At 65.4% G+C, this 22,919-nt stretch carries 19 protein-coding genes; 8 read left to right on the forward strand and 11 right to left on the reverse strand.

The genetic code is table 11. The annotated features are described in order from the left end of the window. The 3 genes from BMY06_RS04595 to BMY06_RS04605 all read right to left on the reverse strand — a co-directional run. Positions 1–375: electron transfer flavoprotein subunit beta/FixA family protein (locus tag BMY06_RS04595; RefSeq protein ID WP_143064405.1), on the reverse strand; the 375-nt coding region annotated here is incomplete at its 3' end. 131 nt (positions 376–506) lie between these two features. Further along, positions 507–2,210: a class I adenylate-forming enzyme family protein gene (locus BMY06_RS04600; RefSeq protein WP_074981782.1), complete on the reverse strand. Its 1,704-nt coding sequence runs from the start codon at positions 2,208–2,210 to the stop codon at positions 507–509. A gap of 149 nt (positions 2,211–2,359) precedes the next feature. After that, entirely contained in the window at positions 2,360–3,322 is a 963-nt protein-coding gene (locus BMY06_RS04605; protein WP_074981784.1) for a cyclase family protein, read from the reverse strand. Positions 3,323–3,606: 284 nt separating this feature from the next. On the opposite strand from BMY06_RS04605, the gene BMY06_RS04610 reads away from it, so the two are divergent. The 5 genes from BMY06_RS04610 to BMY06_RS04630 all read left to right on the forward strand — a co-directional run bounded on the left by BMY06_RS04610 (position 3,607) and on the right by BMY06_RS04630 (position 11,827). Further along, entirely contained in the window at positions 3,607–5,298 is a 1,692-nt protein-coding gene (locus BMY06_RS04610; protein ID WP_074981786.1) for an AMP-binding protein, read from the forward strand. Continuing rightward, the gene (locus BMY06_RS04615; RefSeq protein ID WP_244144265.1) at positions 5,295–8,645 is read left to right on the forward strand and encodes an acetyl-CoA carboxylase family protein; all 3,351 of its coding nucleotides are present in this window, start codon (positions 5,295–5,297) and stop codon (positions 8,643–8,645) included. The genes BMY06_RS04610 and BMY06_RS04615 overlap by 4 nt, the downstream gene beginning before the upstream one ends. A 31-nt stretch (positions 8,646–8,676) precedes the next feature. Continuing rightward, positions 8,677–9,540, forward strand: a complete 864-nt coding sequence (locus BMY06_RS04620; protein ID WP_074981788.1) for a crotonase/enoyl-CoA hydratase family protein — start codon at positions 8,677–8,679, stop codon at positions 9,538–9,540. After that, the gene (locus tag BMY06_RS04625; protein ID WP_074981789.1) at positions 9,537–10,415 is read left to right on the forward strand and encodes a crotonase/enoyl-CoA hydratase family protein; all 879 of its coding nucleotides are present in this window, start codon (positions 9,537–9,539) and stop codon (positions 10,413–10,415) included. Before BMY06_RS04620 ends, BMY06_RS04625 begins: the two co-directional genes overlap by 4 nt. A gap of 179 nt (positions 10,416–10,594) precedes the next feature. Continuing rightward, a complete protein-coding gene (locus BMY06_RS04630; protein WP_074981791.1) occupies positions 10,595–11,827 on the forward strand; it encodes a mechanosensitive ion channel family protein in 1,233 nt (410 codons plus the stop codon). A 53-nt stretch (positions 11,828–11,880) separates the two neighbouring features. Here BMY06_RS04630 and BMY06_RS04635 read toward each other — a convergent pair whose 3' ends face one another. The 7 genes from BMY06_RS04635 to BMY06_RS04665 form a co-directional block, all read right to left on the reverse strand. Beyond that, a complete protein-coding gene (locus BMY06_RS04635; RefSeq protein WP_065061480.1) occupies positions 11,881–13,152 on the reverse strand; it encodes a DUF3734 domain-containing protein in 1,272 nt (423 codons plus the stop codon). A gap of 18 nt (positions 13,153–13,170) precedes the next feature. Further along, positions 13,171–13,953 carry a 3-hydroxybutyrate dehydrogenase gene (locus tag BMY06_RS04640; protein WP_065061481.1) on the reverse strand — a complete coding sequence of 261 codons (783 nt, stop codon included), beginning with the start codon at positions 13,951–13,953 and terminating at the stop codon, positions 13,171–13,173. 46 nt (positions 13,954–13,999) lie between these two features. Then, entirely contained in the window at positions 14,000–14,821 is an 822-nt protein-coding gene (locus BMY06_RS04645) for an acetoacetate decarboxylase (RefSeq protein ID WP_080180891.1), read from the reverse strand. 416 nt (positions 14,822–15,237) lie between these two features. After that, positions 15,238–15,786, reverse strand: coding sequence for an acyloxyacyl hydrolase (locus BMY06_RS04650; RefSeq protein WP_065061482.1), 549 nt, complete (start codon positions 15,784–15,786; stop codon positions 15,238–15,240). Positions 15,787–16,170: 384 nt separating this feature from the next. Beyond that, positions 16,171–16,506 carry an NIPSNAP family protein gene (locus tag BMY06_RS04655; protein ID WP_074982156.1) on the reverse strand — a complete coding sequence of 112 codons (336 nt, stop codon included), beginning with the start codon at positions 16,504–16,506 and terminating at the stop codon, positions 16,171–16,173. A 23-nt stretch (positions 16,507–16,529) separates the two neighbouring features. Beyond that, positions 16,530–18,314 carry an FAD-dependent oxidoreductase gene (locus BMY06_RS04660; RefSeq protein WP_074981793.1) on the reverse strand — a complete coding sequence of 595 codons (1,785 nt, stop codon included), beginning with the start codon at positions 18,312–18,314 and terminating at the stop codon, positions 16,530–16,532. 40 nt (positions 18,315–18,354) lie between these two features. Next, complete coding sequence (locus tag BMY06_RS04665; protein ID WP_065061484.1) at positions 18,355–19,206, reverse strand: SDR family NAD(P)-dependent oxidoreductase; 852 nt, start codon at positions 19,204–19,206, stop codon at positions 18,355–18,357. A 149-nt stretch (positions 19,207–19,355) separates the two neighbouring features. On the opposite strand from BMY06_RS04665, the gene BMY06_RS04670 reads away from it, so the two are divergent. The 3 genes from BMY06_RS04670 (at position 19,356) to BMY06_RS04680 (ending at position 21,287) form a co-directional block, all read left to right on the forward strand. Beyond that, positions 19,356–20,252 carry a helix-turn-helix domain-containing protein gene (locus BMY06_RS04670; protein WP_074981796.1) on the forward strand — a complete coding sequence of 299 codons (897 nt, stop codon included), beginning with the start codon at positions 19,356–19,358 and terminating at the stop codon, positions 20,250–20,252. 1 nt (position 20,253) lies between these two features. Continuing rightward, positions 20,254–20,646: a YybH family protein gene (locus BMY06_RS04675; protein ID WP_074981798.1), complete on the forward strand. Its 393-nt coding sequence runs from the start codon at positions 20,254–20,256 to the stop codon at positions 20,644–20,646. A gap of 158 nt (positions 20,647–20,804) precedes the next feature. Further along, positions 20,805–21,287 (forward strand): SET domain-containing protein, encoded by a 483-nt coding sequence (locus BMY06_RS04680; protein WP_074981800.1) that lies wholly within the window; start codon positions 20,805–20,807, stop codon positions 21,285–21,287. Between the two features lie 279 nt (positions 21,288–21,566). On the opposite strand, the gene BMY06_RS04685 is transcribed toward BMY06_RS04680, so the two are convergent. Then, on the reverse strand, positions 21,567–22,895 hold the full coding sequence (locus BMY06_RS04685; RefSeq protein WP_234774693.1) for a replication initiation protein: 1,329 nt from the start codon (positions 22,893–22,895) through the stop codon (positions 21,567–21,569). Positions 22,896–22,919 lie beyond the last annotated feature (24 nt).

The following is a 22,919-nucleotide window of genomic DNA, read 5'->3' on the forward strand; positions in this document are numbered from 1 at the left end:
ATTCGAATCGTCGTCGATGGCTTGTTTGCCGAGAATTACCAGCGAAGGCTGCTCTTTATCGACGAGCGCTTTCAAAAGCTTCGCAACAGCCAACGGTTGCAATTCCTCATTCGATTCGATCAGCACCGCGCGATCCGCGCCAATCGCCAGTGCCGTGCGCAGCGTTTCCTGCGCCTGCGAAACGCCCGCCGAAACCGCAATCACTTCCGTCGCGATGCCCGCTTCTTTCAAGCGCACCGCTTCCTCGACCGCGATTTCATCGAACGGATTCATCGACATCTTGACGTTCGCGACATCCACGCCCGTGCCGTCCGACTTCACACGAACCTTCACGTTGTAATCGACCACGCGTTTGACCGGCACCACGATTTTCACTTTCGATCTCCTCCATTGCATCATTCGAATTGCACGATTGACGCATTACACGTGGGATCAGCGAAATCGGCCACTATCGATTAACTCTACCGGTCATAGCCCAGACCTATTGGCGAGGTCTCAACGCGGTTTCAACCCCGCAATTCGCGGCGCAGAATCTTGCCCGTCACGGTCTTCGGCAACTCGTCGATGATCGTCACGATGCGCGGATATTTATACGCCGCCATGCGTTCCTTGCAGTATGCGGCCAGCTCGTCGGGCGTCACATTCGCGCCCGGCTTGAGACTCACCACGGCCTTCACGGTCTCGCCGCGATAACTGTCCGGCACGCCCACCACGGCCGCCTCGCGCACGGCCGGATGCGTGTACAGCACGTCCTCCACTTCGCGCGGCCAGACCTTGTAACCGCCCGCGTTGATCATGTCCTTCTTGCGATCCACGAGATAGAACCAGCCCTGCGCATCCATGAAGCCCACGTCGCCGGTGCGGAAGTAACCGTCGACGATCGCCTTCGCGCTTTCCTGCGGCTTGTTCCAGTAGCCGGGCACGATCATCGGCCCGCGCGAAATGATCTCGCCCACTTCGCCCGCCGGCAGCGGCTGACCCGCATCGTCGCCGATATACGACTCCACGTTGAACGCCGGCACGCCGATGGCCAGCGTGCCCGACGCGGCATCGACGGGCGCTTCGCTGCCGACCGGCACGACGTGCGTGGGGGAATTCGTTTCGGTCAGACCGTAGCCGTTGTGGATGTAGTGGCCGAAGCGCGAACGGAACGCTTCGATCACGCTCGGCGGAATCGGCGCGCCGCCCGAATAGATGCGGCGCAGCGAGGCGAAGTGTTCGCGCGTTGCGCGCGGATGATTCATCAGCGCGATAAACACCGTAATCGCGCCGATGGTGAACTCCGGCTTGTGTTCGGCGATGGCGTCGAGCAGCACACCCGGTTCGAAGCGGAACGCCAGCACGAGCGGCGCGGCGCAGATGAAGGCCGCGCCCACATGGCCGACCAGCCCGGTGATATGAAAGAGCGGCGCGACGCCGAGCAGCGGCGCGCCTTCGCGCAAGCCCACCCAGTCGCGATAGACCTGCGCGTTGAAGGCCACGTTGCCGTGCGTGTTCATCGCGCCCTTCGGCACGCCCGTGGTGCCCGAGGTGTAGACGAGCATGGCGACGTCGTCGCTGTGGAGGTCGATCGCGGGCGGCGTCTGGCCGCGATACGCGTCGATGACGGTGCGGAAGTCTTCGGCGTCGTCGCGCGGTTGAGTTTCGCGCGCGCGGTCCATGCCCGCGAACAGGCGCTCGTCGTGGCGTTGCTGATAATCGAGCGCCGAAGTCGTCATCACCTGCGGGTGCACGCGCGCACTCGCCGCGATCTCGCCGTTCGCCACGCGCGCGTCTTCTTCGGCCAGCAGCGGACGCACCACCTCGTCGTGCAGCGCGCCATGACACACGAGCAGACGCGCGCCCGAATCCGCGAGCAGCACGCGCAATTCGCGCGCACGATTCATCGGATTGACCGGCACCGCAATCGCGCCGAGTTTCCACGCGGCCACCAGCGCGATCACGAATTGCGGCACGTTCTGCAGATAGATCGCCACGCGCTCGCCGCGCGCGATGCCGCGTTCGCGCCACGCGCAGGCGAGCGCATCCGATTGCGCATCGAGTTCGGCGTAGGTGAGCGCGCCGTCGAAATACAGCAGCGCGGACCGCTCGGGCGCGCGCGCCACAGCCGCGCGAAAGAGACTCAGGGCATCGCCGTATTGCGGGTCGATGGTGGCCGCGTGACCCGCCGCGTAATGCGCGAGCCACGGTTTGCTTTCATAGGGCGTCATGAGCGCTCCAGCAATTCCAGCAAAAAAACGGCCGCCGCGGGGCGATTTTTCAACGCGACACGACGGCATCGCGGCGCCGCGCAGGCGGACCGGTTCTCAATCAATCGACGAAAGATGCCGCAGCGGAAGCGATGCAGGCGATGCTACGCCTACTTCACCACCACCGGATTCACCGGCGCGCCGCTGCCGTTCACCACTTTCAGCGGCGCGGCGGTGTAGAGGAAATTCCACTGGCCGTCTTCCGCGCAATCGGCGGCGAGCGGATCGAGTTGCGCGATTTCGGTGAGCGTCACGCCCAGATTGCGCATCAGCGCGTTATGCAGCGGCAGTGCCACGCCCGAAACGGGATCGACGGTGACTTCGTTTGCAATCGTGTCGGTGACGAGATTCGGGATCTCCATGCGATGGAACCACTCGACGAGTTCACGGCTGTACGTGAGCCCCGGCTCGACGAAGTTCTGATAGAACTCGGCCTGATCGCGCTCGTAGAACGAACCGATCCAGCCCGTGCGGATCACCAGAATGTCGCGCTTTTCGATCTGCACGCCCTGCGCCTTCGCAGCCGCGAGCAGGTCTTCGTGCGTGAAGGTTTCGCCCGGATCGAGCACGGCCTTGCCGCGATGGCGCGCCATGTCGATCAGCACGCCGCGCCCCACCACGCCGCGCTCGGCGATCGGCAGCACGCTCGCTTTTTCCAGCCCGCCGATGGTCGACTTCGCGTCGTAGCCGTTCCAGAGCTGATCGTCGTACCAGACGTGGCCGAGCGCGTCGTACTGCGTCGAGCCTTGCAGATACATGATCATCATGTCGTCGGCGTATTCGGCGAGCCCCGGAAACAGCGGGCCTTTCCCGCACAGGTAATGGCCCTTGTCCATCACGTTCATGCGGCGCGCCTGCGAACGCCCCGGCCAGACCGGATCGCCCTTCGGATGCCCCATCTGGATCTGCAGCGTGAAGGTCTTGCCCGATCGCACCGACGCCACGCCACGCAACACCTCGGCCTGCGTCAGATAGTTGAGCGAGCCCACTTCGTCGTCGCTGCCCCACTTGCCCCAATTCTTCGGCGAATCCTGCAGCAGTTCGGCCACTTCCGGAACGTTCTTCGACTCCATGCGCTGTCTCCTTTCCTCTCACACGTTGATGGGTGATGCAGATGGAACGACGCGAACGCGGTGCGCGTTCGGGGTATCGAAATAAATCGCACGACCGTGCGGCAAAGTCAACCGGGAAAAACAGCAGGCGCAGAAAAGTGCGTTCGTGCACATCATGGACGGTCGGCGACCTCTCTCTCCCGCGCGGCGCGCTGAATCACCGATTCAGGGTTGTGTCGTTTCCGCGCCGCGATTCAATGCGCATTGCAAACCGGCGCACCTGGGTGCGTTCCGCGAGGCTTTCCATGAACGAACGCGAGTATCTGGACGATCTGCATCGAAAGTGGGCGCACGCCTGGCCCGCCGATGCGCCGCGCGAGCCGCAGTATCCGCTCGGCCAGCGGCCTTTGACGGCCTATCTGCGCGAGTGGGCGCGTCGCGCGCCGCAACGTCGCGCCGTGCACTTCTATGGCCGCACGCTCAGCTACGGCGAACTCGACCGCCTGAGCGACCGTTGCGCGGCGCTGCTTGCGTCGCTCGGCGTGCAGCGCGGCGACCGCGTCGCCGTCTTCATGCCCAACTGTCCGCAGATGCACGTGGCGTTCTACGGCATCCTCAAGCTCGGCGCCGTGCATGCGCCCGTGAGCCCGCTCTCGAAGGCGCTCGAACTTGGTTATCAGCTCAAGGACAGCGGCGCGCGCGTGGTGATCTGCGCCGATCAGCTGCTGTCCGTGGTCGATCAGGTGCGCGACGAGTGCGCGTTGCGCGAGGTGATCGCGACCGGCGTGGGCGAGATGCGCGGCGCGCAATCGGCGGTGCCGCTGCCCGATATCGTGCTCGCGCCCAAGGTGACGAGCGCTCGCGCCATCGACTTTCTGCCCGCGCTCGAAGCGGCCAACGGCCCGGTGCCCGACGACGAACCGCAACTCGACGACATCGCCGCACTCAACTACACGGGCGGCACGACGGGCTTGCCGAAGGGCTGCATCCACACGCACGGCGACATGCTCTACACCTGCGCGAGCTTCACGCCGGTCGCGCTGCACACCGACGAGCACACCGTCTTCCTCAACTTCCTGCCCGAGTTCTGGATCGCGGGCGAAAACGCGGGCCTGCTGTTTCCGGTATTCGCGGGCGCCGCGCTCGTGCTGCTCGCGCGCTGGGACGCGCTCGCCTGGATGCGCGCCGTGCAGCACTATCGCGTGACGCATTGCGGCATGCTCGTCGACAGCGTCGCCGACGTGCTCGATCAGCCAAACGTGCGCGACTTCGATTACGGCTCGCTGCAACGCGTGGGCGCGATCTCGTTCATCAAGAAGCTCACGCCCGATTACCGCCGCCGCTGGCGCGAACTCACGGGCTGCACGCTCTACGAATTCGCGTACGGCATGACCGAGACGCACACCTGCGACACCTTCACGCTCGGCCTTCAGGACGACGACCGCGACCTGCGCGCGCAGCCGACCTTCGTCGGTCTGCCGGTGCCGGGCACCGAATTCAAGGTCTGCGATTTCGCGAGCGGCGCGCTGCTGCCGCCGGGCGGCGAAGGCGAACTGTGCGTGCGCTCGCCGTCGCTGTTCAAAGGCTACTGGCAGCGCGAGGCGGCCAGCGCCGACGCGCTGCGCGACGGCTGGCTGCATACCGGCGACCTCGCAACGATCACCGAAGAAGGCTTCATCCGCTATCTCGGACGGCGCAAGGAAATGCTCAAGGTGAACGGCATGAGCGTATTTCCGAGCGAACTCGAAGCGCTGCTCGGCCAGCATCCGGCGATTGCGGGCAGCGCGGTGATCGGCAAGGCGGACGCCGCGCGCGGCCAGCAGCCGGTTGCCTTCGTCGTGCTCAAACCGGGCAGCGAAGCGAGCGGCGACGAACTCGCCGCGTGGTGCCGCGCCTCGATGGCCGTCTACAAGGTGCCGGAAATCCGCGTGATCGACGCATTGCCGATGACCGCGACCGGCAAGGTCAGAAAACAGGAACTGGACAAGCTGCTGTGACGAACTCCGCCTCCCCTGCTCCCCACGCTGCGCTGCGCTCACTGTTGATCGCCAATCGCGGCGAGATTGCCGTGCGCATCGCGCGCGCCGCCGCCGAAGCGAATCTGCGCAGCGTCGCGGTCTATGCCGAAGACGACGCGCAGTCGCTGCACGTGCGCCGTGCCGACCTCGCCGTGCCGCTCGCCGGACGCGGCGCCGCCGCGTATCTCGACATCGCGCAACTGGTCGAGGCCGCGCGCGCGAACGGCTGCGACGCCGTGCATCCCGGCTACGGTTTCCTGAGCGAAAGCGCCGAATTCGCGCGCGCCTGCGCGGCGGCTGGTTTGCGCTTCGTCGGGCCGTCGCCGCTCGTGCTGGACACTTTCGGCGACAAAGCCCGCGCGCGCGAACTCGCGACGCGCTGCGGCGTGCCGCTCGCGGCGGGCAGCAATCGCGCGGCCACGCTCGACGAAGCGCGCGCCCTGCTCGCCGAACACGGCGCGATCATGGTGAAGGCCCTCGCGGGCGGCGGCGGACGCGGCATGCGCGCCGTGCGCGACGCGGCCAATCTCGCCGACGCCTGGGCGCGCTGCGAATCGGAAGCGCGCGCGGCCTTCGGCAACGGCGCGCTGTACGTCGAACGGTTGATCGAGCATGCGCGTCATGTCGAAGTGCAGATCGTCGGCGACGGCACGCACGTGAGTCATCTCTGGGAACGCGATTGCAGTGTGCAACGGCGTCATCAGAAAGTGATCGAGATCGCGCCCGCGCCGCATCTTGACGGCGCGTTGCGGCGCAAGATCATCGACGCGGCGCTCACGCTCGCGCGCGCCGTGCAGTATCGCGGCATCTGCACGTTCGAATTTCTCGTCGATACCGCGCGCGGCGACTTCGTGTTCATGGAGGCGAATCCGCGCGTGCAGGTCGAGCATTGCGTGACGGAAGCCGTCACCGGCGTCGATCTCGTCCGCACGCAGTTGCGCCTCGCCGAAGGCGCGACGCTCGCCGACCTCCGGCTGCAAGATCCGCCGCCGGTGCGCGGCTTCGCGGTGCAGGCGCGCGTCAATCTGGAAACGATGCAGCCCGACGGCAGCGCGCGCGCGGCGGGCGGCACGCTGAGCGCCTACGAGCCGCCGAGCGGCGCGGGCCTGCGCGTGGACGGCTACGGCTATGCCGGCTACACAACGAGCCCGAGCTACGACTCGCTGCTCGCGAAAGTGATCGCGCACGCCGACGACTTCGCAGGCGCGCTGCGCCGCGCGTATCGCGGCCTGAGCGAATTCCGGCTCGAAGGCGTGGCGAACACGCTGCCGTTTCTGCAGACGGTGTTGCAGCGCCCCGAACTGCCGGGCTACGACATCGATACGCGCTTCATCGAACGTCATATCGGCGAACTGATCGCGTCGGGCGGGCAGGCGCACCCGCAGCTGCATTTCCGCGCCGATCAGCCGGGCGGCGCGCATTCGCCATCCAACATCGATGCACAAAGCGCAGATAGCGCGCCGCCAGGCTGCGTGCCGCTCGTCGCGCCGAGCCAGGGCGTGCTGGTGAGCCTCGACGTGCAGCCCGGCGACGCTGTCGCCGTCGGCCAGCAAGTCGCCGTGCTCGAAGCGATGAAGATGGAGTTCGTCGTGCAGGCCACGCAAAGCGGCATCGTGCGCGCGCTCGCGCTCGAACCGGGCGGCAGCGTGTTCGAAGGCGCGCCGCTGCTGTTCATCGAACCCGCCGAGGTGGCCGCGGCCGGCATCGAGACCGAAGCGAGCCGCGACCTCGCGCACATTCGCGCCGACCTCGCCGAAGTGCTCGAACGCCATGCGCTCACGCGCGACGAACGCCGTCCGCACGCGGTCGCGAAGCGGCGCAAGACCGGCCAGCGCACCGCGCGCGAAAATCTCGACGATCTGCTCGACGCCGACAGCTTCGTCGAATACGGCGCGCTTGCGCTCGCGGCGCAACGCGGCCGCCGTCCGCTCGACGAGCTCATCGCGCAGAGTCCCGCCGACGGCCTGATCGCCGGCATCGGCACCGTGAACGCCGCGCGCTTCGGCGCACAGGCCGCGCGCTGCATGGCGATCGCCTATGACTACACGGTGTTCGCGGGCACGCAGGGCATGATGAGCCACAAGAAAACCGACCGCATGCTGCAACTCGCGGAGCAATGGCGGCTGCCGCTCGTACTATTCGCGGAAGGCGGCGGCGGGCGTCCCGGCGACACCGACCATGTGGGCGTCGCGGGCCTCGACTGCCGCACCTTCGCGAGCATGGCGCGGCTCTCGGGCCAGGTGCCGCTCGTCGGCGTGGTGTCGGGACGCTGCTTCGCGGGCAATGCGGCGCTGCTCGGCTGCTGCGATGTGATCATCGCCACGCGCAACGCGAGCATCGGCATGGCCGGTCCGGCGATGATCGAAGGCGGCGGCCTCGGCAAGTTTTCGCCCGAGGAAGTGGGCCCGACCAGCGTGCAGTCGCCCAACGGCGTGATCGATATTCTGGTCGACGACGAAGCAGCCGCCGTGCGCGTCGCGAAGCAGTATCTCTCGTATTTTCAGGGGCCGTTTGCGTCATTCGCACAGGAAGGCGATGGCGATTGCGCCGATCAGCGGCTGCTGCGCGAGGCGATTCCGGAGAACCGGCTGCGCGTCTACGACATCCGCCGCGTGATCGACACGCTCGCCGACACCGGCTCCGCGCTCGAACTGCGTCGCGACTTTGCGCCGGGCCTCATCACCGCGTTCGTGCGCATCGAAGGCAAGCCGTTCGGATTGCTCGCCAACAATCCGATGCATCTGGGCGGCGCGATCGACGCGCAGGCGGGCGACAAGGCCGCGCGCTTCATGCAGTTGTGCGACACCTTCGGCATCCCGCTGGTCTCGCTGTGCGACACGCCCGGTTTCATGGTCGGCCCCGATTCGGAAAAGCAGGCCACGGTGCGCCACGTATCGCGCATGTTCGTCGCGGGCGCGAGCCTGCGTGTGCCGTTTTTCACCGTCGTGCTGCGCAAGGGCTACGGGCTGGGCGCGCAGGCGATGGCGGCGGGCAGCTTCCACGCGCCGCTGTTCACCATCGCGTGGCCGAGCGGCGAGTTCGGCGCGATGGGGCTCGAAGGCGCGGTGCGGCTCGGCTACGCCAAGGAACTCGCGGCCATCGACGATCCCGCCGAACGGCAAGCGCTGTTCGAACGCATGGTCGCCGACGCGTATCGCAACGGCAAGGCCATCAACATGGCGAGTTTCCTCGAAATCGACGGCGTGATCGATCCCGCCGACACGCGCCGCTGGCTCATGCGCGGACTCAACGCGAGCCCGCCGCCCGCGAACGGTTCGACGGCGGCGGCGCACGACGCGAAGCGGCGTTTCGTCGATACGTGGTGACGCGCGAATCTTCACTCAAGGAGCAAGGGCAATGAATCCAGGCAGTAAAGTAGACGCAGCAGGCGCAGAGAGCGGCGAAGGACTCGTGCAGATCGCCATCGCGGACGGCGTCGCCGACGTGCGGCTCAATCGCGCGGAAAAGATGAACGCGCTGAACCCCGGCCTGTTCGCGGCGCTCATCGCCGCGGGCGAGCGGCTCGCGAGCGAAGCCGATCTGCGCGCCGTCGTGCTCTCGGGCAACGGCAAGGCGTTTTGCGCGGGCCTCGACATGCAAAGCATGGCCGCGCTCGCGCAGACCACGCGCACGACGCCCATCGCCGTGCGCACGCGCGGGCTGAGCAACGACTTCCAGTACATCTGCACGCTCTGGCGCGAGCTGCCGGTGCCGGTGATCGCGGCCGTGCATGGCGTGGCGTTCGGCGGCGGGCTGCAACTCGCGCTGGGCGCGGACATGCGCTACGTGACGCCCGACGCGCGGCTCTCCGTGATGGAAATGAAGTGGGGCCTCGTGCCCGATATGGGCGGCATGGTGCTCACGCGCGACCTCGTGCGCGACGACCGTCTGCGCGAGCTGATCTATACGGCGCGTGTGGTGGCAGGACCGGAGGCCGTCGAGATCGGTCTCGCCACGCGCGTGAGCGACGATCCGCTTGCGCTCGCTTTGCAAACGGCGCGCGAGATCGCGCAGAAAAGCCCCGACGCGATCCGCGCCGCGAAGCGTCTGTTGCACGTGGCCTCGCGCGGCGACGCGGCGGCCACGCTGATCGCCGAATCGGTCGAGCAGGATGCGCTGATCGGCGGCGCGAATCAGCGTGAAGCCGTGCTCGCGAACGTCGAGCAACGCGCGCCGCGCTTCGTCGCGGCCACGCCGCATCGCGTGGAGGAACCGTCATGAACGCACCGCAATTGCCGCAATTCGAAACGCTGCGCTACGCGGTCGAGGACGGCATCGCCACGATCACGCTGCATCGGCCGGAAAAACTCAACGCATTCACCGCGACGATGATGCAGGAGCTGATCGCCGCCTTCGACGCCACCGACGCCGACGACGCCGTGCGCTGCGTGATCGTCACCGGGTCGGGACGCGCGTTCTGCGCGGGCGCGGACCTGTCCTCGGGCGGCGAAACTTTCGACTACGCGAAACGCCTCGGCACGAGCGTGGACACCGTGCATCGCGACGGCGGTGGCCGCGTCGCGCTGCGCATCTTCCGCAGCCTCAAGCCGGTGATCGGCGCGATCAACGGCGCGGCGGTCGGCATCGGCGTGACCATGCAGTTGCCGATGGACATCCGCCTCGCGTCCGCCGACGCGAAATTCGGCTTCGTGTTCGGGCGGCGCGGCATCACGCCCGAAGCGGCTTCGTCGTGGTTTCTGTCGCGCGTGGTGGGCATCTCGTCGGCGCTCGAATGGTGTTTCACAGGACGCGTGTTCAGCGCGCAGGAAGCGCTGGCGCGCGGGCTCGTGCGCTCCGTTCACGCCGCGGAGGACCTGCTGCCCGCGGCCTACGCGCTCGCCCGCGAGATCGCCGACAACGTCGCGCCGGTGTCCGCCGCCATTGCGCGGCAGATGATCTGGCGCATGGCGGGCGCGCAGCATCCGATGGAAGCGCACCGCCTCGACAGCCGCGCGATCCAGTCGCGCGGGCGCTCGGCGGATGCGGCCGAAGGCGTGAGCGCGTTCCTCGACAAGCGCGCGGCGGCGTTCCCCAATCGCGTTTCCACTGACATGCCGGACTTCTTCGACTGGCAGAGCGAGCCGCCGTTTATCTGATCGATGCGGCCTGCCGTGCGCCTGCGCCTGTGAGCGAGGCGCACGCGGCGCGCGGAGCCCCGACTCGCACGCGATGTCCCTTTCAAGTACCCTACGGGTCTGCCCGCAGGGCAGGCGCCGCGCGCGGCGCGTGTTTGAACGCTTGTTTCAACGCTTGAAAAAGGAACCCGCATTACCCCATGACCGTGCATGAAATCTGGTTTGCGCCGCTGGTCGGCGCGCTCGTCTTGCTGGCCGCCGCCTTCGCCGTGGCCGCCATCGCTCACTTCCTGCTGTTCCGCGTGGTCGCGCGTCTGGCGCGGCGCTCCACCACCCGCATCGACGACGCCCTGTTCGAATTCGGCGCGTTCACCTGGCTCAGCCGCGTCGCGCCCTTCGTCGTCATCAAGCTCGGTCTCGGCTTGGTGCCGGGTCTGCCCGACAACGCGCTGCAACTCGCCGACAAGATCGTCTTCGCGCTGATCGTCTTCCTCGTCACGATGACGATCAGCGCCACGCTCTCCGCGCTCGAACACAGTCATCGCACCGCGCGCCAGGATCAGCCGCGCCTCTCGCTCAAGGGCGCGATGCAACTCGTCAAGCTCGTGATGTTCATCACCGCGGCGCTGGTCGTGATCGGCGACGCCACCGGCAAGCAGATCGGCCTGCTGCTCTCGGGCATCGGTGCGATGTCGGCGGTGCTCATGTTGATCTTCAAGGACACGCTGCTCGGGCTCGTGGCGGGCGTGCAGCTTTCGTCGAACGACATGCTGCGCATCGGCGACTGGATCACGATGCCAAGCTCGGGCGCGGACGGCACCGTCGTCGACATCACGCTGAACACCGTGAAAGTGGTGAATTTCGACAACACCATCATCACGATTCCGACGTGGAAGCTCATCACCGAGAGCTACCAGAACTGGCGCGGCATGACGGAATCGGGCGGGCGGCGGATCAAGCGCGCGCTCATGCTCGACGCAACGAGCGTGCGTTTTCTCGACGCCGGCGAAATCGCGCGGCTCGAACGCCTCACGCTGCTCACCGATTATCTGAACGACAAGCGCCACGCACTGACGCAGTTCAATGGTGCGCTCGGCAGCGCGGCCGACTGCGCGGCGAACCGTCGGCAGCTCACCAATCTCGGCACGTTCCGCGCCTACGTGCAGGCGTATCTCGAACGCCATCCGCAGATTCATCACGAGATGACCTGCATGGTGCGGCAACTGGCGAGCGGCGCCGACGGCATTCCGCTCGAACTCTATTGCTTCACCAACACCACGAAGTGGAGCGATTACGAGGCGATTCAGGCCGACCTGTTCGATCACCTGATTGCCGTGCTGCCCGAGTTCGGCTTGCGCGTTTATCAGCAGCCGTCGGGCTACGACATGCAGCAGGGTTGGCACGCGGCGCGCGAGACTTCGCTCGCCGCGTGAGGCAGGCAGCGGTTCCCGCGACAGTTCGCGCGCCCGCTGCCTGCCTCGAACGATCAAGCCGTCACGCGCGGCGTTTCGGTCTGGCCGCTCGCGCCGGTCGTCAGTTCGTCGCGGTCCGACTCCGGCACTTCGCCAGCGCGGCGATGGATATCGTGCGTGACAAAACCCTGTTCGCGGCTAGGCACCGCGAACCAGTCTGGATGCGCAAACGACGCGCGGATATCTTCGAGTCCGCTCGCCCAGTGCTCTTCCATCGTATCGACGCTGAATTCGTAATCCTTGTAGTGGCCTTCATACGGTTTGTTCTTGTAGATCAGATGCACCACGTTGATCGACGAACCGTCGGCCACACGCTCGGCGAGACGGAACAGCGGGTCGCCGCGGCGCGTTTCGGGCGGCACATGCTCGAGCAGTTCCTTGATGAAACGCGCGTGCTTCTGGCGATCGGCGAGCATGTTCGTGATCGCGCGCGTGCGGCTCGAATACTGGATGTCCTTCGCGCGTTCGGCCACGTCGAGAAAGTCGGCGGGCACGCTGCCGTTCGCGCTCCATAGATCGACCTGAAACACCAGCGTGTCCTTGTGATCGGCGTCGCGCAGCACTTCGGTGAGCGGCGTGTTCGAGACGAGTCCGCCGTCCCAGTAGAACTCACCGTCGATCTCCACGGCCGGAAAGCCCGGCGGCAGCGCGCCCGAGGCCATGAAGTGCTCGGGTTCGAGACGCATCTTCGCGTTGTCGAAATAGATCAGATTGCCGCTGCGCACATTCACCGCGCCGACCGACACGCGGATCGGGCCGTCGTTGATGCGGTCGAAATCGGCGAAACGTTGCAGCGTGGCCTTGAGCGCGGCCGTGTCGTAATAGCTCACGGCCGTGGGCGGCGCCTTGTGCCAGCCCGCCACCGGCAGCGGCAGGCGCGGCGCGAAGAAGCCCGGCTGGCCTTCGGTAAGCGCGCGGCTCGCGGCCCACATGCTGGCCCAGCGGCGCGACAGCGCCTGATGACCGAACAGCGGCAGCGCCAGTGCGCCGAGGTTGCCGAACCAGTCGAGCGGATGGCAGATCGACTCCCAGAATCCGCGCAGCGCTGCGACACGCTTGCCCGGTTCGTTACCCGCGATGATCGCCGTGTTGAGCGCGCCGATCGACACGCCCGCGATGCGATGCGGTTCCACGCCCGACTGGGCGAGCCCTTCGAACACTCCGGCCTGATACGAGCCGAGCGCGCCGCCGCCCTGCAAAACAAGGGCGATTTCGTCGTAGCGCGGCAGCTCGACCGGCTTGCGCTCCTTGCGTGCGGTTGCGTCTATTTTCGTGCTGCTGCGCATACGTTCTCCTCGCGTGATTTAGTGCATCGACCAGCCGTGCGTGACGAGCACCGACTGCCCCGTCAACGCCGCCGACCCGAATCCGGCGAGGAACGCCACCGTGTTCGCCACGTCGTCGAGCGTGGTGAATTCACCGTCGACGGTGTCTTTGAGCATGACGTTCCTGACCACGTCGGCTTCCGAAATGCCGAGCGCCTTCGCCTGCTCGGGAATCTGCTTGTCGACGAGCGGCGTGCGCACGAAGCCCGGGCACACCACGTTCGCGCGCACGCCGCGCGGGCCGCCTTCCTTCGCCACCACGCGCGCGAGGCCGAGCAGGCCGTGCTTCGCGGTCACGTAGGCCGACTTCAGCTTCGACGCCTCGTGCGAATGCACCGAACCCATATAGACGATCGAGCCGCCCTTGCCGCTGCCGTACATGTGCTTGAGCACCGCTTTGGTGGTGAGAAACGCGCCGTCCAGATGGATCGCGAGCATCTTCTTCCAGTCGGCGAACGGAAAGTCCTCGACCGGGCTGATGATCTGGATGCCCGCGTTCGACACCAGCACGTCGATGCCGCCGAACACCTTCACCGCTTCTTCGATGCCCGCGTTCACGGCTTCTTCATTGGTCACGTCCATCGCCACGGCAAGCGCCTTGCCGCCGGCCGACACGATGCTGTCGGCCACCTTGCCCGCCGCCGCGAGGTTCAGGTCGGCGATCACGACCGCCGCGCCCTGGCTGGCAAACGTCCGCGCGCAATGTTCGCCGATGCCGCTCGCGGCCCCCGTGATGACTGCAACCTTGTTCTGCAACGACATAAGTAATCCTTATTGGTTTAGACAAATGTTAGAAATGCACAGTGCATCAGGCCAGTTCGGCTTCGCGTTCGTCCAGACCGGTCTGGCGCGTGGACGCGGCGGCATTCGCATGGCCGGCCGGTTCGGCGAGATAGTCGTACGCCACTTCGCCGATATCGAGCGTGAGGTCGGCGATCACGTGACGCGCGCCCACCACGCGGCGCACCGGCAGGTCGGCGACCGGCGCGAGCGCATGCGGATGCAGTTCGATCGCGGCCGGCCCGCTCCACGCGCCATGCACCGTCACGTCGCGCAAATAGAAACGCACGAGTTCGCAGATGCGCGCGCTGCCGTCCACGTGCGGAATCACCTTGAGCAGATAGTTGGGCGTGTCGGCGAGCTTGCGGCGCTCGTCTTCGTTGTTCAGCACGTGATGCTTGTAGCCCATCGTGCCCGTGGCGATGCGCTGCGTGCCGTAGTCGAGCGTGCCGAGCAGCGTGTCGTTGCCGTCCACGGCGAGCACCGGGCGCGCGAGCTTCTTCGGGAAACCCCAGATTTCGCGACCGCCCGCGATCGGGCCTTCGTCGTCGAGATACATCGAGTGCGTGTAGTTGCCGAGGCGGCCTTGCGGGTCGCGCACCGAGACGACCTGGCCGCTTTCGGTGTAATCGCCGAAACCCGACGAGTCCGGCATGCGAATGAACTCGTAATGGACGAGATTGTTTTCCGGCGTGAGCGGTTCCGGCACGATCGCGCGCAGCGCGTCGGAATCGGTCTCGTAGGAAATGATGAAGTATTCGCGATTGACGAAGCGGAACGGCGGGCGCGGATACGCGGGATTGTGCACAGGCATCGCGAAGGCTTCGCGGCGGATTTGGGCTAGATCCATTTTGTCCTCATGGCTGAGCTGCGGTAAAACGTCGCGACTAATCATAGAGGCAAACGGTAGCGCGTTCGCATTTTTGGTGAATATACACCGTTGCGATTCCGTTAATTAACAAGCCATCTGAAAGCATTAATTAACAGTTCGGGTTTTTATGAGATGAACCGGTCATTCCGAAAGCCTTTCTTCATCGGCATTTCATGGCATTTCTGTAAGCGGCGCACCCCACATTTTGCTTACGATTCAAATGACGCAATAGATTGATGTCGAACGTCGCAACAACACGGCGCTTGCAATGTTTGCAATGCGCCCGCGCGGCGGTAATGCGAGTAGCGAAATTCCAATGAAAAAGGCGCGTCGCGCAACGAGTCGAGCGACCGTGCGGCGAAGCGCCTGCGAGATATCGAACCGGACCTGCCCGGTCAGAAGTTGTACTGTACGTAGACCTGGCTGAAGTTGATGCCGGGGTTCGGATGCTTGAGTCCCGCATTCGACAGATGCTGGAAGCGAAAGCCCGCCTGATAGTTCTGGTGCTCGCCGAAGATTGCGCCCACGCCCACCATATCCGCGAATTGAAACGACGACGAAAAGCTGCGGTCCGGCGTTTCGTCGACGTGCGACAGCAGACGCACGCCCACGCCCGCTTCGATGAACGGGCGAATGAAGCCTGAGTTCTTCACGAAGCGGAGAACCGGCGTAAAACCGAACTCCCAGATGTTCGCATGCGACGCCGGATTCTCCCGCGTGTCCCAGTACGCCACGTGTCCTTCACCTACCACGGTGAAGTGATAGCCGCCTATCGCCCACCATTGCCAGCCCGGATCCCACACGATGCCAAGATCCGCTTTCTTCACGTCATGATCCGCAACGCCGCCCGCGAACTGAATGCCCCATTGATCGGCGTGCGCCGCCGTCGAGCCCGCGAGCAGTCCTGCGAAGAGAACCGCTACCGGCAGCTTTCGTTTTCGCATTTCTTCTCTCTTTTCGTTATTCGATTGTGGGTCCGCGCATGCCTTGAATAAGGAGTGCGCTGAATCGAATGCTCGCGGATTATAAGAGCTGAATCACATTTGTTAACGTTGCATCAATGCAATGAAGCATTACCAAAACAGGCAAAATCCTTACCGCCGGAAAGCACAATGCGCTATTGCGTTTCGCGAAATAAATTCGATAAAAAAAGACCTCCGTTTTGCGCAAACGGAGGTCAAGTCGGTTTGGAGACCAGCATCGTTCATCGCCTGAACGACGCGTGCCAATCTTAATGCGCGAAACGCTTGCGATAAACGCGGCACCGCGCATCAATCCTTTTCGAATGCAGCAGCAATGCGGCTTTGTTAAGCAGGTCGTTACGCGAGTCAGTCCGCAAAACGCGTAAGACTTTTGAATTCCACGCGCCGGATGATGCGGCTTTCCTGCGCCACGATCAAATGCGCGGACGCCTGCAAATACGCGGGCCAATGCGGATCGACATCGCGTGCGGTACGGCGCGCGTCGTAATCGGCGATGCTTTCGTACGCCCAGAGATGCACGACCTGATTCAGCGCGCCAATGTCGCTCATATAGAAACCGGCCGGCGCGCCCAGATACTTCAGCTGGATCGGCATGGCGAGGCGGTCGAATACGTCGATGAATTCGGCCATGCCGCGCGCACGGATCGTGTAGGTGCGGTGATCGATAAAAGGCTTGCTCATGCGGCTCTCCGCCTGATGAAAAGTCATGCCGCTACGCGCGTCGCGCGCGCAGCGTCTGCGGAGGAATCGACGGCGTTGTCGAGTCCGGCGAGATGGCGGCCCGTGAGGTAGCCGAAGGTCATGATCGGGCCGAGCGTGATGCCCGCGCCCGGATAGTTGCCGCCCATGATGCTCGCGCGGTCGTTGCCCACCGCGTAGAGGCCGGCGATGGCGCGGCCGTCGTCGGCGAGTACGGCGCCCTCCACGCTCGTGCGCAAACCGTCGAAGGTGCCGAGGTCGCCCATCACGACCTTCAGCGCGTAATACGGGCCGTCGCCGATCGGCGCGACGCACGGGTTCGGGCGCTGCGCGGGGTCGGCCAGATAGCGGTTGAACGACGTCGTGCCGCGCCCGAACGCGGGATCTTCGCCGCGCACCGCATGCTCGTTGTAGCGGCGCACGGTCGCTTCGAGTCCGTGCGCGTCGATGCCTGCGCGCTGCGCGAGTTCGGCGAGCGTGCGCCCTTTCGCGAGATAGCCGTTGCGCAGCATCGGGCCGAGCGGCACCGGCGCGGGCTTCGCGTAGCCGAGGCCGTATTGGCGAATCGTCGCGTGATCGCAGATCAGCCACATCGCGGTCTGCGCGTCGCCGCGGCACGCCTCGATCATCGCCGCGCCCACGTCGTGATACGAATTCGCTTCGTTGGTGAAGCGCTCGCCGCGACGCGTCACGCCGATGATGCCCGGCTTGTAGCGATCGAGCAGATGCGGGAACACCGCGAAGCGGCCCTTGCCGCGCGGTACGCGCGAGACCGGCATCCACGCGGCGGGCTGCGGATAACGCGGCGTCACGCGCACGCCGGCACGCTCGGCCAGCCGCGCGCCGTCGCCGGTGTTGTCCTCCGGAACCGGCGAGGCGTGCGTGCCGCCGCGTTGCAGATGCGCGTAGGTTTGCGCGGTGCGCACAGCGTCGTGCGAGAAGCCGCCGCCCGCGAGCACCACGGCGCGGCGCGCTGCAATCCGCTGCCCGCCCTCGCCCGCGCGTTCGACCACCGCGCCCGTCACGCGCCCCGCTTCGACGATCAATTCGCGCGCCGCCGTGGCCGTGAGAATCGGAATACGCAGATCGAGCGCGGACTTCGCAAGGCGCGCGGCCAGCGCGTTGCCGCTCGTGACCTGCACGCCGCGTCCGTGTATCGCCAGTTCCCTCAGATGCGATCCGAGCCGCTTCGCCACGTACCACGCCGACGCCAGCGAGCGCATGGCGTTGAAGAAGTGCTTGAGATCGGCATTGGACGAATTGAACATCATGCCGACAAAGGTAATGCTCCGGAGCGGCGGCCGCAGACGCGCGAGATCGCGGCCGAGGCGACTCGCGTCGTATGGCGCGGCGACCACCGAGCGTCCCACATCGACGCCGCCGGGCGCATCCGGATGATAGTCGGGATAAAGCGTCGGCGCGAATTGCACATCCGTCTCGCGTTCGAAGAATTCGAGCATGCGCGGACCGTGTTCGAGGAACGCTTCGATCGCGTCTTCATCGTAGAACGCACCGAGTTCGCCGCGCAGATACGTGCGTGCGGCTTCGCGTGTGTCCGGCGCTTCGCGCGCGTCGGAACGCATGCCGTGACGGTTGCCCGGAATCCAGAGCACGCCGCCCGAAAACGCCGTCGTGCCGCCGAAAACTTCGGCTTTTTCGACCACGACCACGTCGAGTCCCGCCTTGCGCGCCGTGATGGCCGTCGAGAGTCCGCCCGCGCCCGCGCCGATCACGAGCACATCGCAGGTCGCGGGAATCGGCGGCGTATTCGTGCTATTTCGCTGCTTCATGTTTGTCTCCTTCATGTCTTCATGTCGATAGGCACATGCTTTAGCGCGCCGCCGCGCCTTCGTAGCCTGGACGCGGCACGAGATCCATCAGCATCGCGTCGAGGCCGCCGTCGACGACAAGTTCAGCGCCGTTCACATACGCCGCGCGATCGCTTGCGAGAAATGCCACCACGTTGGCGATATCCTGCGGCTCGCCGATACGGCGGCTCGCGGTCATCGCGCTACGCCGCGCCTCGATATCGCCGTGCGTATAAAACGCTGCGGACAGCGGCGTGCGGATCATGCCGGGGCAGACGGTATTGCTGCGCACGCCGCGCGGCCCCCATTCCGCCGCAAGCTGACGCGCCAGCATCGCGACGGCCGCCTTGCTCGCGCTGTACGCGCCGCTATGCGTCTGCGGATAACGCGCCGCGATCGACGCCACGTGCACGAGCGCGCCCGACCCGCGTGCGAGCATCGGCCTGCCGAACGCCTGCGAACACAGCATGTAGCCCGTGAGATTCACGCGCAGCATCGCGTTCCAGTCGTCGAGCGACAGCGATTCGATTCCACCCGGACGCAGCAGTCCTGCGTTGTTCACCAGCACGTCGGCTGTGCCGAATTCGCTTGCCACGCGCGCGGCGGCGGCTGCCACGCTTGCCGCATCGCCGATATCGCAACCGATGGCGATGATCGCGTTTTGTGCCTGTTTTTCAGCTTGATTCTGCAATTGTGCGGCGAGCGCCTGGGCTTTATCGAGGTCGCGATCGAGCAATGCGATTCGCGCGCCGGCAGCCGCGAGCGTCTGCGCAATCGCCGCGCCGATACCGCCCGCCGCGCCGGTTATCACGCAGACCTGACCATCGAGTTGCAGCCATCCCGAGCTCGGTTTTTTCGATCTTTCATTATTCATCTGGAATCCTGATTGAATTGACGATACGCTAGCGACGGCATTCACCGTGGCTGCGTCGATCTGCGAAGAAGTATAGAGGCGGGGGTTGCGCGCGAAGTGGACAAACGTGTCGATGAACAGGACAATTTGTACACAGGAGGCAAGACCGCATGCGGAGAATCCCTAACTACGATCTGTACGGCGAGTCGGCACAGCCGCCCGGATACGGCGCGTTCAACTTCGAGTGGATTCCCGAGCGCAGCCGCCCGAACGACTGGCAGATCGCCGCGCATCGGCACGACGCGCTGCTGCAACTGCTCTACATACGCGGCGGCGGCGGTCACGTCACCATCGAAGGCGTCCGGCACGCGTTCGATCCGCCCTGCCTCGTCGTGCTGCCCGCGCAAACCGTGCATGCCTTCGCGTTCTCCCCGCAGATCGACGGCCTCGTCATCACGGCGGCGCAGCGGCCACTCGAAGCGCTCGTGGAGGTCACCGCGCCGGGTATCGCCGCGATCTGCGCGCGCGCCGCCGTCATTCCGGTACGCGGGGCCGATCCGAGCGTCGGCATGCTTGCGCCGCTCTTTGCGCTGCTCGAACAGGAGTACCGCAGCGGCGGGCGCGGGCACGCCGCGGCCGGCATGGCGCTGATGGCCGCGCTATTCGTGCATGTCGCGCGCCTGAGCGACCTCGCGGCGGCGCCCGCCGGTGCGGGTGGCAATCGCCGCGCCGAGCTGCTACGACGCTTCCGGGAGCTCGTGGCGGCCCATGGACGCGAGCATCGGCCCGTGGCGTTCTACGCGCAGCGTCTGGGCGTCGCGGCGGCCCAGCTCGCGCGTGTCTGCCGCGAGGCGCTCGCGCAGTCGCCCACGACCGTCGTCAACGAGCATCTGATTCGCGAGGCGCAGCGCGAGCTCGCCTATTCGGCGCTGAGCGTGAAGCAGATCGCGCACGCGATGGGCTTCGAGGACAGCGCCTATTTCAGCCGCTATTTCCGCAAGCAGACGGGCCTCACGCCGGTGGCGTTCCGCGCGGCCGCGCACCGTCAATGGACCCAGGAGCCTTGAGATGAACGACGAAACGCAGATTCGCGATCTGATCGCGCGCTGGCACGCCGCGACGGCCGCCGGCGACATCGACACCTTGCGCGGCCTGATGGCGGCCGACGTCGTGTTCCTCGTTGCCGGTCAGCCGCCCATGCGCGGCCGCGAGGCATTTGCCGATGCGCTCTCGGCGTTGCTCGTGACGCACAGCATGACGTCGTCGGGCGAGATCCGCGAGCTGGTGGTGGAGGGCGGTTTCGCGTACTGCTGGAACGCGCTCGACGTGCGCGTGATCCCGCGTGCGGGCGGCGCAACCATGCGCCGTGCAGGCAACGTGCTCTCGATCTATCGACGTGAAGCGGGAAGTTGGGTGCTCGCGCGCGACGCGAATCTGCTCACGCTCCAGACCGACGCATAGGCTTGTTCGCGCTCGCTCGCTGCACCAGAACGGTGGCCGCTCGGCGTCGCCCGCCACTTGCGTCCGTTATTTTTCAGCGCATCGCGCATCCATGATTCGCCGTCATTTTCTCGACTTATACTCAGTTCGCCACTTCCATCTTCCCCACGGCGGCGACTATGAAACGTATGACCGTCCGGCAATCGCCGGTGCATGGCAAAGGCGTCTTCGCACTGCGCGCGTTGCGTGCCGGCGAGCGCATCTTCGAATACAAGGGCAAGGTGACGACGTGGCGCGAGGCGACGCGCTGGAACGCGCGTCGCGACGAGTCGGGGCACACGTTTTTGTTCGGACTTTCCGATGGACGCGTGATCGACGGCGGGCGCGGCGGCAACGGCGCACGCTGGCTCAATCACGCATGCGCCGCGAATTGCGAGGCGATCGAGGACGATGGACGCGTCTTCATCGAAGCCGTTCGCGACATCGCGCCCGGCGAGGAACTGTTCATCGACTATGCGCTGGTGATTGAGCAGTGCGAGGCCGACGAAGCGCAGCGCCAGTATGCGTGCCGATGCGGGTCGTCGTTGTGCCGGGGGACGATGCTGGGCGTGCTGGCCGCCGCCGCCATGACGGCGGCGGCGCCGGTGGCTGTGACCGTCTGAACGGTCAACATTAATCAGGAATCCGATGGAATCACGGTCGATAAAACCGCATTTTCGGACTTGCGGGACTGTGCGGATCAGCGCGCCGGTTCACGTCTGATTTATCCACAGATTTTGTTGAAAACTCTGTGGACACGCCCAGGGACGAATCAACTAAGCGACTGATTTTGCAACTAATTCGCAGATAGCGCGACGCCCCGTTTCGGGGCGAACACACAATGAGCAAACCAGCCCGAAATCGGCGATTTCAGGCCCTGGCGGCGCGCGATATCCGCCCGCTTACGCTGCGTTCTGCTTGAGCTTGCCGTACACGAACTGACCGAAATACCACGACAAATCCGAGTGATTGAGGATGTTGGCGTCGGACAGCGCGCCGGCCTCGAGCTTCAGACGACGCAGCATGAGCTTGCCCGCCTGCGAAGCGATGTAGAGGCGCACGAGCTCCTTGCGCGTCTTGTCGTCGGCCGACTCGAAGTGCTCGCGGCCGCGCTGCACTTCGTCGTTGCGGCGCGTGCGCGCCTCTTCGTCGCGCGTGGCGATGCTCTGCTTCACTGCAGCGCCCGCCTCGGCCTTGGCGGCTTCCTTCGCCGCCTCCTTCGCCGTTTCCGCGGTGGCGATCTCGGTCTGGATCGCGACCATCTTGCGCTCGGCCTCGGACACCTGCCAGTTGTGGCTCAGCGCCTTCATCAGATAGCCGGCTGGGCTCTTGGTGACCTTGCCCTGGTTCAGACGGAAGCGCGTGTACTCGATCGCCTGCTGGATGCGCTCGTCGTTCCAGCTCATGCGGTGCTCGGCGATCACGTCGAACTGCTTGTTGCTCAGGCCGAACTCCTCCTTGAGCGTGAGCAGCAGGTCGTGCGCGTTCGGCTGCCGCGTGAGCATGGCCGCGACCGTGTCCTTGCGCTTCAGCCGGAAGCGGATCTTGTTGATCTTGCGCGAGCTTTCGCCGTCCGCGCGCGTCTCGTAGCTGATGTCGAGGTCGGAAAGCTCGTTGATCTGTTTGACCGCCGGATCGAGATACTTCGGCCGGAAATGCTTGAACTCCGACGCGCTCGAACCGAGCTTGCCGGGCCAGCGCCGCATGACGTCGAGCTCGATCCAGTCGGTGAGGCCCGCCGTCACGAAGGGCTGAATGTAGTCGTAGATCGCGCGCGCGAAGGTCTGCGAAAACGCCGCCGTGATGCACAGGTTCAGCCAGTGATGCTTTTCCGGACCGGTGATGTGACGCAGCATCAGCGGGGGAATGCGGAACTGGATGCGCCCCTTGCCGATCTTGACGCTGCCCATGAGCTGCTCGGACACCCACTGATCGTCTTCGGTGGGGGCGCGGTCGGGCGGCGTATCGGTCACCTCGATCAGCACGCGCTGCGCCTCCTTGATCACGCTCTGCAGGTGGCGCACGTTGCGGCTCTCGTAACGCATGAGCCACTTGAAGTAGTTCAGGTCGACGTCGTAGGTCTCGTGCGCAATCGGTTCCTGGGCCGCGATGAAATACGCGGCGTCGATGAAACGCCGCGACGACAGGCCGAGCCCGTTGATCGCTACAAAAACGTTATTGCGCTGAAAGCCGATTTCCCGCGTGCTCTCGCTGATGGGCTGTCCGGACATTTCCTCAAACAGCCCCAGCGACAT

Source organism: Paraburkholderia tropica (genome assembly GCF_900109265.1).
In the GTDB taxonomy this organism is placed as follows: domain Bacteria; phylum Pseudomonadota; class Gammaproteobacteria; order Burkholderiales; family Burkholderiaceae; genus Paraburkholderia; species Paraburkholderia tropica.